General features: G+C 65.2%; 12 protein-coding genes. 10 read left to right on the forward strand and 2 right to left on the reverse strand.

The features are described from left to right. Positions 1 to 58 precede the first annotated feature (58 nt). Positions 59 to 1,537, forward strand: a complete 1,479-nt coding sequence (locus L5G28_RS08175; RefSeq protein ID WP_237001085.1) for an aldehyde dehydrogenase — start codon at positions 59 to 61, stop codon at positions 1,535 to 1,537. A 34-nt stretch (positions 1,538 to 1,571) separates the two neighbouring features. Here L5G28_RS08175 and L5G28_RS08180 read toward each other — a convergent pair whose 3' ends face one another. Further along, positions 1,572 to 2,195, reverse strand: a complete 624-nt coding sequence (locus L5G28_RS08180) for a TetR family transcriptional regulator (RefSeq protein ID WP_237001086.1) — start codon at positions 2,193 to 2,195, stop codon at positions 1,572 to 1,574. A 312-nt stretch (positions 2,196 to 2,507) separates the two neighbouring features. Between L5G28_RS08180 and L5G28_RS08185 the strand changes: the two genes are divergently transcribed. The 9 genes from L5G28_RS08185 (at position 2,508) to L5G28_RS08225 (ending at position 11,572) form a co-directional block, all read left to right on the forward strand. Beyond that, positions 2,508 to 3,380 (forward strand): SDR family NAD(P)-dependent oxidoreductase, encoded by an 873-nt coding sequence (locus tag L5G28_RS08185; protein WP_237001087.1) that lies wholly within the window; start codon positions 2,508 to 2,510, stop codon positions 3,378 to 3,380. Next, positions 3,380 to 3,601: a ferredoxin gene (locus L5G28_RS08190; protein ID WP_237001088.1), complete on the forward strand. Its 222-nt coding sequence runs from the start codon at positions 3,380 to 3,382 to the stop codon at positions 3,599 to 3,601. Before L5G28_RS08185 ends, L5G28_RS08190 begins: the two co-directional genes overlap by 1 nt. A 51-nt stretch (positions 3,602 to 3,652) precedes the next feature. Further along, complete coding sequence (locus tag L5G28_RS08195; RefSeq protein WP_237001089.1) at positions 3,653 to 4,882, forward strand: cytochrome P450; 1,230 nt, start codon at positions 3,653 to 3,655, stop codon at positions 4,880 to 4,882. A 184-nt stretch (positions 4,883 to 5,066) separates the two neighbouring features. After that, entirely contained in the window at positions 5,067 to 6,254 is a 1,188-nt protein-coding gene (locus L5G28_RS08200; protein ID WP_237001090.1) for an aromatic ring-hydroxylating oxygenase subunit alpha, read from the forward strand. A 15-nt stretch (positions 6,255 to 6,269) separates the two neighbouring features. Next, a complete protein-coding gene (locus tag L5G28_RS08205) occupies positions 6,270 to 7,217 on the forward strand; it encodes an N-acetyltransferase (RefSeq protein WP_237001091.1) in 948 nt (315 codons plus the stop codon). Between the two features lie 15 nt (positions 7,218 to 7,232). Further along, on the forward strand, positions 7,233 to 8,393 hold the full coding sequence (locus L5G28_RS08210) for an acyl-CoA dehydrogenase family protein (RefSeq protein ID WP_237001092.1): 1,161 nt from the start codon (positions 7,233 to 7,235) through the stop codon (positions 8,391 to 8,393). A gap of 66 nt (positions 8,394 to 8,459) precedes the next feature. Further along, positions 8,460 to 9,980, forward strand: a complete 1,521-nt coding sequence (locus tag L5G28_RS08215) for a class I adenylate-forming enzyme family protein (RefSeq protein WP_237001093.1) — start codon at positions 8,460 to 8,462, stop codon at positions 9,978 to 9,980. Beyond that, a complete protein-coding gene (locus L5G28_RS08220) occupies positions 9,980 to 10,855 on the forward strand; it encodes an enoyl-CoA hydratase-related protein (RefSeq protein WP_372477201.1) in 876 nt (291 codons plus the stop codon). Before L5G28_RS08215 ends, L5G28_RS08220 begins: the two co-directional genes overlap by 1 nt. A 57-nt stretch (positions 10,856 to 10,912) precedes the next feature. Next, a complete protein-coding gene (locus L5G28_RS08225) occupies positions 10,913 to 11,572 on the forward strand; it encodes a TetR/AcrR family transcriptional regulator (RefSeq protein WP_237001094.1) in 660 nt (219 codons plus the stop codon). 23 nt (positions 11,573 to 11,595) lie between these two features. Here the strand turns inward: L5G28_RS08225 and L5G28_RS08230 are convergent, their stop codons facing one another. Beyond that, entirely contained in the window at positions 11,596 to 12,540 is a 945-nt protein-coding gene (locus tag L5G28_RS08230) for a PDR/VanB family oxidoreductase (RefSeq protein ID WP_237001095.1), read from the reverse strand. Positions 12,541 to 12,551 lie beyond the last annotated feature (11 nt).

Genomic DNA, 12,551 nt, shown 5'->3' on the forward strand with positions numbered 1-12,551 from the left:
GGTTCACAGAAGTATTGGGATTCGTGTGCTGACAACGACTTTCGAGGAGATCTTCACGATGACCACCACAGATCCGCGTACCGCGGCCATCACGTTCGACGACCGACCGGACGTCTTCATCGGCGGGAAATGGGTCGAGTCGACGAGTGATGAATGGATCGACGTAATCGACTCGTGGTCCGAGGGTGTGGTGGCGCGTGTGCGGTCCGCTTCGGCCGACGACGTCGCGGCCGCGGTCGGTGCTGCCCGTGCGTCTTTCGATGCTGGAGTGTGGGCGTCGACCCCGATCGAGGTGCGTGCCGACGTGATCGACGAGATCGCGAACCGGCTGGACGCGCGACTCCCCGAGCTCATCCAGGTGGGCATTGCCGAGGTCGGCGTCACGGTGCCGGTCAGTGCGATGACTCAGGAGATGACGATCGGGTTGTTCCGGGCGGTCGCGAACGAGGCTCGGAATGTGACGCTCGTCGACGAGCGCACACGCGCCGACGGAGGCGTCTCGCATGTGGTGAAGGAGCCGAACGGTGTCGCCGGCGTGATCATCCCGTGGAATGGGCCGATCGGAACCATCGCGTTCAAGGCGATTCCCGCTCTCGCCGCGGGATGTTCGATCGTGCTCAAGACGTCTCCGGAGGCTCCGCTGTCGCCGTCGATCTTCGCTGACGTCATTGGGGAACTCGTTGCGGAAGGCCGTATCCCCGAGGGGGTCGTCAGTGTGGTCGCCGCCGATCGTGAGGTCTCGGAGGCACTGGTGGTCGATCCGCGGGTCGACCACGTCACGTTCACCGGTTCGACGGCGGTCGGCCGTCGGATCATGGCGCTCGCCAGTGAGCGAGTCGCCAAGGTGTCGCTGGAGCTCGGCGGCAAATCTGCGGCCATCGTTCTCGACGACGCCGACCTCAGTTCGGTGATGCAGTCGCTGCCGATGGGTGGCTGTATGCAGTCGGGTCAAGCGTGCATCGCCCTGACCCGCGTTCTGGTGTCGGAGAAGCGTCACGACGAGGTTGTTGCGGCGTACAAGGCTGCGCTGGACATGCTGCCCCTCGGCGATCCGTGGCAGGAGACGAACTTCCTCGGCCCGTTGGCGTCTGCGCGACAGCGTGACCGCGTGGAGGCCTACATCGAGAGCGCCAAGTCCGAGGGTGCAACGATTGCGCACGGCGGGGGGCGCGGCGGTTTCGACCACGGCTACTTCGTCGAGCCGACCATCGTCGACAATGTCACCAACGACATGAGCATCGCGCAGGAAGAGGTGTTCGGGCCGGTCATCTCGATCATCACGTACAAGGATGAGGACGACGCGGTCGCGATCGCCAACGACTCGCAGTATGGGCTGTCGGGCGCGGTGTTCTCCGCCGATGCCGAGCGTGCCTACGAGATCGCCAAGCGCATCCGCACGGGAACGGTGAACGTCAACGGCGGAGTCATCGACTTCACCATCCCGTTCGGCGGCTACAAGCAGTCCGGCGTGGGGCGCGAAGGAGGGCCCGAAGGGCTCGACGAGTTCTTCGAGACCAAGACCATCCACCTGTCCTGATCGTCGCTCGGCTCTCGCACGGCGCGGACCGCGGTTACATGTGGTCGCGGATCACGCCGTGCAGGAAGCTACGCACCGTCTCTTCGAACAGCTTCTTCTGCGTCAGTTCGTTGCTTTCGAGCGCCTCCGCCAGGATCGGCTGAGACGCTGCGTCGACGTTAGGGAAGATCGTCGACTTGGTGCTCGGCTTGCGCATCGCCTCCATCAGTACCGCGCCGATCGCCAGTGTCTCCATTCCGTCGAGGATGCGAACGTGCAACTCGATCGGCACGTTCGACTCGAGCATGAACTGCGCGGTGTCCTCGTACGTCGACACGAACAGGTCGCGTGGGAGGTGTTGCAGGAGGACGGGGGCGGCGTTGCGATGACGCAGAATCGATTGTCGGAAGTTCAGGGCGAGCGACACGAAGAACTCCGGCCAGTCCGGCCCCGGTCGGCGACGCGGGGTCGCCACCGTGGTGCCTGCGATGTATCTCGCGACCTCGGTGAAGATCTCGTTCTTGTCCGCGAAGTGGTGATAGAGCGACGGCGCGCGGACACCGAGGTGCTTGGCGAGCTTCGGCAGGCTGAAGGCGTCCAGACCCTCGGAGTCGATGATCTCGATGGATGCGTTCACCGCGGCATCGCGGCTGATCAGGGGTTTGGACGGGCGAGCCATTCCGCGCCTTTCGTTCGACTGGCGGATAACCGACGTGCGTGGGTCGATCCGCGCACATACCTGTAGAGCATAGGTTTACCCACGGCTGTGATCGGCGCACGGGGTGTGGCGTGGCGCGTTTCGAGCTGCTGACAAATATCACTTGACGTCTCATGTCGGGTGTATTAGCTTGGATGGTGAGAGTGGCACGCATCACAGCTCGATGTATCGGACGTCCACCTCGATCCGGCAGGTCACAGCCCCGGAGAGCATCCATCCGGCTCGCCGGTCTGACGTCAAGAAATCACCCGACCCTCAAGGGAGAAGAACCATATGAAACTCGAAGGTAAAGTCGCGCTCATCACCGGGGCGGGATCCGGGCTCGGTCGGCAGTCCTCGCAGTTGTTCTCGTCCGAAGGCGCGAAGGTCGCCGTCGTCGACATCGACGCCGAACGTGCTGCCGGGACTGTAGAGCTAGTCAAGGAGCAGGGCGGCGAGGCGATCGCGATCACCGCCGACGTCTCGCAGCGCGACCAGATCACCGCTGCGGTCGCCGAGACGGTCTCGACCTTCGGTAAGCTCGACATCGCCTGGGCGAATGCGGGAATCGTGTCACGCGGCGGCGTTCCGACGGTGGCGGGCGGCGAGCAGGTTCTCTTCGAAGACTTGACGGTCGACGACTGGAACGATGTCCTCGGTGTCAATCTCTCCGGGGTCATCTTCACGGCACAGGCCGCGGTGCCCGCACTCAAAGCGAATGGCGGTGGCGTCATCCTCGCCACGTCGTCCGCCGCGTCCCTGACCGCGTATCACGACATCTCGTTCTACAGCGCGACGAAGGCCGGCGTGAACGGCATGGTCCGGGGACTCAGTCTGGATCTCGGTCCGTATGGAATCCGCGTCAACGGGATCGCCCCGACACACGGCATGTCACCGAACTTCCTCATGCCCGCCGGCTCGCCGGTCGTCGGCCAGTCGTATGAAGAGGTCTCCGGGCCGTGGGATCCGTTCGTCTCGCCGATCCCGCTCAAGCTGAACCGCCCGCCGTCACTGCTCGACAACGCGAAGGTCGCACTGTTCCTCGTCTCGGACGATTCGGCATACACGTCCGGAACTGTGCTCGGATCCGCCGATGGTGGCACGCTCTCGCGGGTCGGCATGTGGTTCGCCGAGGACCTGAACCAGCCGAATCCGAACGAACAGTGATGGCTGCGTCGCAGATGCTCGCCGTCGACAGATCCGCGTGTGCAGGCCACGGCATGTGCTACGGCACGGCGCCCGACTTGATCGACTGCGACGACCAGGGCGATCCGATCCTTCCCGAACGGCGTCTGTCGGACGACGAGACAGCCGCGGCACATGACGCCGTCGCGGCGTGTCCCGAGCGTGCGCTGTCGCTCGTCGAGGCGACAGCGTCGGCCTCGTAGGACGAAGTCGCCGGCGTCGACCTCAATTTCGCAACCCTTCAAGGAGATGTCATGACCACAGCCCAGAAAGCACCTGAAGAAGTCACCGTCGACTTCGACGTCTACGATCCCGCGCTGGCGGCCCCCGTCGACCTGTTTCAGGATCGAGCTAAAGAGCTCGCCGCCGTCGGACCGGTCGTATGGTCGCCGAAGTACGGCGGGCATTGGATCGTCACCGCGTACGAGGAGATCCACGAGGTTCTCCGGGATGCGGACACCTACTCGAGTTATCCGAACAACCTCGTGACGAACGAGGCGTTCGGCAAGTTCCTGCCGATCGAGTTGGATCCGCCGGAGCACACTGGCTATCGCAAGGCGCTCCAGCCGTTGTTCGGCCCGGCGCGCATGAAGAAGCTCACCGACGACATTCGCGCGGTGGTCAACGATCTGATCGACAGCTTCGCCAAGCGCGGGAGCGCAGAGTATGTGTCGGAGTTCGCTCACGAACTCCCCGCGCGGGTCTTCCTGGCGCTGATGGACTGGCCGGTGGCCGACGCTCCGCTGTTCACCGAAGCTACCGACGTCGCCTTGCTTGGCAAGCCCGGCGCGAGTGAGCAGGAGTCGCTCGAGGCACGTGCAATGGCCGCGATGCAGATGTTCGGCTACTTCCAGAACATGGTGGACGAGCGTCGCGCGAATCCGGGCGACGACATAACGTCGACGCTGATCCACACCGAGGTCGAACTCGAGGACGGTGTGCGTCTACTCAACGATGAGGAGCTCAATCGACTGTTCTTCCTCCTGCTCATTGCCGGTCTGCACACCGTCCAAGGGTCATTGGCGTGGATGATCAAGCACTTCATCGACAATCCTGAGCAGCGTCAGGAAGTCGTCGACGATCCGGAGGCGATTCCGAACGCGGTGGAGGAGATCTTGCGAATCGAGGCGCAGGTTGTTCCCGGGCGACGCGCGACACGCGACACGGTTCTCGGTGGTCAACACATAGCGGCTGGAGACCAGATGATCTTGCTGTTGTGCTCGGCGAATCGTGACAGCGAGGAGTTCGATGACCCGGCGGTCCTCGACGTGACCCGCAGCCCGAACCGGCACCTGTCCTTCGGTGGTGGCCCGCACCGCTGCATCGGCTCGCACCTCGCGCGCATCGAGATGAAGGTGGCGATGGAGGCGATCCATGAGCGCTTGCCCGACTACCGGTTCGTTGAGTCCGATCCGCCGGTCTTCCAGGCGTCGCAGGTGCGCGGCTGCTTGCGGATGCCGATCGAATTCACACCGGAGGCCTAGCGTCTCCTGACGCCACGCCGGGTCGGACGCCTGAGGGGCGCTCGACCCGGTGTGCTCGGACCGGCCGTTTTATGCATATCGTTGCGCCATAAACCTATAGACGATAGGTTTATGGGAGTCCACTCCACCTGGTGCGGCACCAGCGCGCACCGCTGAGAAATCTGATGACGACGGGAAAGAAATCATGACGACATCACTGCCTCGCCAGGATCGGATCCGGCGCGCGCTCGAACTGCTGCGAAACGAGACCACCGACAAATTCGACAACGTGATCGACTTCGCGCCTGCCGAGTTCACCGACCCGGCGCTCGCTCAGGACGAGCGTGACCACATCTTCGGCACCGTGCCGTCGATCGTCGCCCACAGCTCGGAACTGGCGAAGCCCAACGACTTCATGACGGTCCAGATGCCGCGTAACAGCATCATCGTCGTGCGGCAGAAGGACCACAGCGTCAAGGCGTTCGTCAACCTCTGCCGGCATCGCGGTGCGCTGCTCGAAGATCGGGAGAAGGGGCGCTGCCGAATCTTCTCCTGCCCCTATCACCGGTGGTCGTACGATCCTGACGGTTCGCTGCGGACCATCACTCGCGACACGACCTTCGGCGACGTCGACCGGTCCGAGCACGGGTTGATCGAGATTCCGGTGCAGGAGCGTCACGGATTCATCTGGGTGATCGACAATGCGAACGCCACCATCGACGTCGCGGACTGGCTCGGACCCGAGATGGACGGCATCCTCGCCGAGTACCGGCTCGAGGACTCGGTGTGCTTCAAAGCCGGGGGCTTCGACGAGCCGACCAACTGGAAGATCATGCAGGACGCGTTCCTTGACGGCTACCACATCCAGTATGCCCATCCGAACACCGCCGGAAAGATCATCCACACCAATGTGATGGCCTTCGAGGACTTCGGTCGGCATTGCCGCTTCATCGCGCCACGTAAGTCGATCGACCGCTTCCTCGAAGAGGATCCCGGCGACGAGGCACTCGACAAGTACGTCACGGAGACCCACTTCCTGCTGCCGAACTCGACGCTGCTTCGCCAGCCGGATCATTTCCAGCTGTTGACGTTCCGGCCGCACCCGTCCGATCCGACCCAGTCACGCATGGAGCAACGTCTCATCGTGCCGAAGGTCGAGGACAGTGGACTTGAGGAGTCGCGCTGGGAGCGGCTGTGGACCAAAAACTGGGACATCCTGCTCGCCGTCCTCCACAACGAGGACTTCCCGCTGCTGCGCGGCTCGCAGCGAGGGATGGCCAGCGCCGACGCCGGCGAGATGATGCTGGGCCGCAATGAGATCGCCAACCAGGTGTTCCGGCGCGAGACGCGCAAGCTCGTCGCGGACGGGCGCGCCGCGGTGGCAGCACAGTAGATCCGGCGCGACCTCATGATTCGCTACGAATGGCGTTCGGAACTCGGCGACGCGGACGCCGAGCAGCTGAGAGATCTGCTGGTCCGCGCCGCGACCTACGACGCGGAACCCGAGTACAACACGATCGACGCCGACGAGGTGCTCAACGACCTGGCGTCCGACACCGGGGTACGACACCTGGTCATCTGGCTGAGTGCTCGGCCGGTCACCCTGGAAGGTCCCGATGAGCCCGAGCGCGTCGCAGGCGTGATCCGCCTCGTGCCGCGGGGTGACGGGTGGGCCGACGGAACCATCGTCATCGACCCGGAACTCCGCTCGATCGGCGTCGTCACGCTCCTACTCGAACGCGAAGGCGTCGAGGCATCCGGTGCCGACGGCTGGCTCGGCAGCGGTTTCGTCGGCATCCGATCGTGGGCGCGCGGCAACCATCCGGCGTCTGGACGCATCGGTGACCGGAACCTGCTGCCGAGTACCCGACGGGTGTGGAAACTCGTGCATCCCAGCAGCGAATGCGTCGACGGCGACGACAGGCTCGCGGACGAACTCGGCGACGCCGACACCGCCGCGATCGACGCGCTGCTCACCGACCTCGGCGTGTCTGCGGGCGAACGCGACCGCGTGGGGGAGAGTGCTGGCGGCGGCGCCGACCGTCGTCGCGTGCTCGGCATTCGAGCGGAACCCGGACTCGCCGGGTTGCTCGAACTGGACCTCGCCCCGTTGTACGTCGACGAATTCGGCAGGTGTGCCAGCGTCACCTATCTCGGAGTCACGGGCCGACTCGGTGACGCACAACGCCGCGACGTCCTTGCGCACCTTCTGGTGTCGGCCGGCGCACGAGCCGCGGCTGCCGGTCTCGACGGTCTCATCGCCTACGCGGCGTCGACCGACGACGTGCTCGTGGCGGTGAGCCGACGCACCGGATTCCAGCATGACCGCACCGACGTTCAATACGAGATTCGTTGAAGGAGAAACACGTCCATGAAAAGTGACCTCTTCGAGGGCGATCATCTCGCCTACGCGGACGCTGTGCGAGGATTCGTCGCCCGCGAAGTCGTGCCCCACCTGGAGGAGTGGGAGGACGCACGCGAAATCGATCGCGGGGTCTGGACCGCGGCCGGTAGGCAGGGTCTGCTCGGTCTGTCGGTCCCTGAACGCTTTGGGGGCAGCGCGGTGACCGACTACCGGTTCCGAGCCGCACTCATCAACGAGCTCGCTCGTGTCGGCGCCAGCTCGCTGCAGTCGGGCTTCTCGACCAACGACGACATAGTCCTGAACTATCTGCTGCGTCTGGCAGATGAGGAGCAGTCGGCACGGTGGCTGCGTGGTTTCACGACCGGCGAGACGATCGGCGCCATCGCGATGAGCGAGCCGGGCACCGGAAGCGACTTGCAGGGGATCATCACCAGCGCTTCCCGGGTCGACGGCGGCTGGAGCCTGTCGGGCTCCAAGACGTTCATCACCAGCGGCATTCTCGCAGACCTGGTGATCGTGGTCGCACGGACCGACATCTCCGCGGGGTCCAAGGGCTTCACCCTGCTGGTCGTGGAGGAGGGCATGCCGGGATTCCGCCGCGGCCGCAAGCTCCGCAAGGTCGGACTCCAGGCTCAGGACACCGCAGAACTGTTCTTCGACGACGTGTTCGTGCCCGACGCGAACGTCCTGGGCGAGGTCGGCGGCGGCTTCGGATACCTGATGGAGAGCCTGCCGCTGGAGCGACTCGGGATCGCGCTCGCCGGTCAGTTCTCGGCCGAGGCCACACTCCGATGGACGGTCGACTACGTGCGGGAGCGTCGTGCCTTCGGCAAGGCGATCGGAGACTTCCAGAACACGTCGTTCACCATCGCCGACCACATCACTCGCACCGAGGCATGTCGCGCCTACGTCGACCGCGCGGTCGCCCAGCATAACGCGGGAACGCTGTCGGCCGAGGACGGCGCGAAGGTCAAGTTGATCGCCACCGAGAACCAGTGGGCGGTCATCGACGCCTGCGTGCAGTTGCACGGCGGGTACGGATACATGCTCGAGTACCCGGTCGGTCGCGCGTTCACCGATGCCCGGATCCAGCGGATCTACGGAGGTACCAACGAGATCATGAAACACATCATCGGCCGTCATGAACTGGCCCGCCCGACCGTTTGACCCGGCAGCGCTCTCTCCGCCGGCACTGCTCGAACCCAGATCGCTCGACAAGAAGGAACGCACGCCATGACTGAATCCATCGGAGCAGCCCTCGACTGGTGGGGAAGAACGAAACCGGAAGCCGTTTCGCTGGTCTTCAACGACTCGGAGATCACGTACGGTGAGCTGCGGAACTGGACCGGTCGTGCGGCCCGTCACCTCGTCGAGACGGTGAAGGTGGCGCCGGGCGACCGCGTCGGGCTTCTCGGGCCGAACTCGATCGAGTGGCCTGTCGGCGCGCTGTCGATCCTGAAGTCCGGCGGTGTCCTCGTTCCGCTGAACAGTCGATATCAGCCCGCTGAGCTGCGGAAGATCGCCGACGAGGCCGGTCTGTCCGTGGTCGTCGTGGCTCCCGGGTTCGAAGGTCTCGCTGAAGCTACCGCCGCGATGGGAGCGGGTTTCACGATCGTGCCGTACGCGGATCTGGTCGAGTTGCGCGAGGGGGAGCCCGATAGTTTCCGCGTCGACGTCGAGGCCGACGAGCCGACGACGATCCTGTTCACTAGCGGTTCGACAGGCCTGTCGAAGGGCGTCGTGTTGACCAACCGGACGCTGCTGGCCATCGTTCTGGAGAACACGCTGACCGAGGAGGGCTTCCGGCCGGGCACCACGACACTGCTGGTGTTGCCGCTCGCGTTCACCCCAGGGCTCGTCTACGGACTGTTGATCACCACGGTGCTCGGCGGAACGCTCGTCGTGGAACCCGAGCTCGTCCCGTCGCGAGCGGTCACGCTGCTGGAGAAGCATGCGGTGGAGGCGATCTTCGGCGTTCCACTCATCTTCGAAGCGATCTCGCGAGCACCGGAATTCGCTGACGCCGACCTGACGTCGCTGAAGACCGCGATCGTCGGCGGCGCCGCCGTTCCGACGGACCTCCTCCAACGGTGGGCGGATAAGGGCGTTCTGCTGCGGCAGATCTACGGCATGACTGAAGCGGGCGGCGTCGCCACCGCGACTATCGCGTCCGAGGCCATGGCGTACCCGGATCGATGCGGTACGGGCTCGATCTTCACCGAGGTGAAGGTCTTCGACTCCGACGACCGCCCCGCAGCGCCGGGCGAGACCGGTGAACTGGTGGTCCGGGGCCCGGGTGTGACGCCCGGCTATTGGAACGATCCCGAGACGACCGCGCAAGCGTTGCGCGGCGGCTGGTTGCACAGCGGTGACCTGGGCGAAGCGGACGCTGACGGGCGGGTGAAGTTCGTCGACCGGCTCAAAGACCTGATCATTTCCGGCGGTATCAACATCTCACCGGTGGAACTGGAGATCGCGATCGGTGCGGTGGACGGGGTCGTCGAGGTCGCGGTGATCGCGGCAGCCGACGATCGGTTCGGGGAGACCCCCGCTGCCATAGTGACTGTCAAAGGCGACGTAGACGCGGAGACCATCGTCGAGCACTGCTCGACGGTGCTCGCCGACTTCAAGGTGCCGCGGTATGTCGTGGTCACCCGGGACCCGTTGCCGCGGCTGCCCTCCGGCAAGATCGCCAAGACCGCGATCCGCGACGCCTACCAGGACGTGCACGTGCGATTCGAGAAGGTGCGTTGATCTCCGACTCCACCGCCGCGGCGAAGGCGGACGTGCTGCTCGAACGGCCCACGCTGTGGGTGCAGCGAGCCGGATCGACCGCCGTCGTCTGGCTGAATCGGCCGGACAGGTTGAACGCCTTCACCTATGCGATGCGCGATGACATCGTCGCGGCCTTCGACGCGACCGACGCCGACGATTCGGTGCGGGCCGTCGTCCTCACCGGCACCGGGCGGGCGTTCTGTGCAGGCGCGGACCTTCAGGCGGGAGGCGACACCTTCGTTCCCGAGGAAGGGCGCGGCGACGTCCCGCCCGATTCCGGCGGCGTCGCGTCGCTGCGGATCTTCGACTCGTGCAAGCCGGTGATCGTCGCCGTCAACGGACCGTCAGCGGGCGTGGGCGTGACGATGACGCTGCCTGCCGACGTCCGCATCGCGTCTGACGACGCGAAGTTCGCGTTCGTGTTCACTCGGCGTGGACTCGTTCCCGAAGCGTGCTCGACGTGGTTCCTTCCGCGCATCGTCGGAATGGCGACCGCCCTGAGATGGGCCATGTCCGGTGCGACGGTGTCTGCGGTCCAGGCCCTCGAGGCGGGCCTCGTCTCGGAGATCGTCCCCAAGGCGGAGGTGCTGCAACGCGCGCTGACTATCGCCGACGAGTTCACAGACGGCACCGCTCCGGTGTCCGTGGCGCTCACGCGCGCGTTGATGTGGCAGATGTCGGCGGCCGACGACCCCCGGCGAGCTCACCAGGTCGAGTCGGTTCTGCTAGTAGAGCGCGGCCAGTCCGACGACGTCCGCGAAGGCGTTGCATCCTTCTTGGAGAAGCGACCGGCTGTGTTCGGTGACGCCGTGAGTGACCACATGCGCGACCTCGATTTCCGCCCGCTGACATAGAACAGTAGGCGTCTCATGTATCGTGTGGGTCGTGTGGCACGACGATAGGACCAGATGATGGCGCGCAGGAAAACCGGCAATGTTCTCTCGGGGGACGCCGACGAGGCTCGCCATCAGATCATGCTCGCTGCCGAGAAGGTGTTTGCCAAATACGGTCCGGCGAAGACGACGATGGACGACATCGGGCGCGAGGCGGGAGTCTCGCGCCCGACCGTCTATCGCTATTTCTCCGGTCGGGACGCGCTGATCTCGGCGCTCATCGAACGTCGCTCGCGGATGCTGTTCGTCAAGGCTCGCAAGTTTCTACTCGACCAGCCGACGTTCGCCGATCAACTGGTCGAAGGGCTGATCTTCCTCGTCGATCGGGGACGGCAGGATCCACTGATCAGGGTGTTGGTCTCGCCGGAGCACATGCAGCTCGCCGAGCCGCTGGTCGGCAGTTCCGGGTTGGCTGCTCGGCTGACTGCCGAGATGTGGGAGCCGGTGCTCGACCGTGCGCTCGAACGCGGCGAGATCCGGGACGACCTGGATCGACGCAAGATGGCCGAGTGGATCGCTCTGCTCCAGTTCATCCTCGTCGGCCGACTGGACTTCGACAAGCCCGGCGACCCTTCGCACCGTGAGATGCTCCGCACCTTCGTGCTGCCTGCGTTTCTGCCGTCGGCGCAGGCCGCCGGGGCACCTCAGGGCGCCGCGTCCCAACCGACCGGGGCGTAAGTCTCTCGCGTCGGCCTTGACCGCTACAGGTCGATGACCAGGCGCTTCGACAGGCAGCGGGATACGCAGATCATCATGACGTCGCCTTCGGCTGCCTCATCCTCGTCGAGAACCGAGTCGCGGTGGTCGATGTCCCCGCTGAGCACCGCTACTTCGCAGGTGCCGCAGGTCCCTTCGCGGCATGAGAAATCGGCGTCGACGCCCGCATCGAGGACCGCGTCGAGGACGGACTCGTCCGCGCCGACCTGGACGGTCGTGCCCGACTGCGCCAGTTCGACCTCGAAGGCAGTGTTGACGGCATCGTCGGGGACCTCCTTCGCGGCGAACCGCTCGACGTGGAGCGGAACACCGAGACGATGACTGACTTCTTCCACAGCCAGGAGAAGAGGCTCGGGTCCGCAGCAGTAGGCGACGCATCCGTCGTCGACCGAGCCCAGCGCTGACTCGAGATCGAGCAGCCCGACCTCGTCGGTGGGTGCCAGCGTCACCTGATCTGGATGTGCCCGGGCAAGGACGTCGGCGAACGCCATGCTGGCCCGGGTGCGCCCGCCGTAAAGCAGACGCCAGGACGCGCCCGAACGGACGGCCGCGCCGATCATTGGGATGAGGGGCGTGATGCCGATGCCGCCCGCGATGAACAGGTACGACGACGCCTCCACGAACGCGAAATGGTTACGTGGCCCCTGGGTGCCGATCTCCGAGCCGACGACGAGTTCGTCGTGCACGTACGCCGAGCCGCCTCGACTGGCGGGCTCACGCAGCACCGCGATTCGCCAATGGTCGTCGGCCGGGTCGCCGCACAGTGAGTATTGGCGGGTCACACCGTTGTCTAGTTCGACGTCGATGTGGGCGCCCGGCCGCCATTCGGGCAGTGCACCGCCTGCGGAGTCCTCCAGGACGACGGAGGCGACCTGGTCGGCCACCTCGTCCTTGGCGATCACGCGCAGCGTGCGGTGGGTGGGTGGCATGCGGAGCCTTC

Origin of the sequence: Gordonia liuliyuniae (genome assembly GCF_021739025.1) — a bacterium.
Lineage (GTDB): Bacteria > Actinomycetota > Actinomycetes > Mycobacteriales > Mycobacteriaceae > Gordonia > Gordonia liuliyuniae.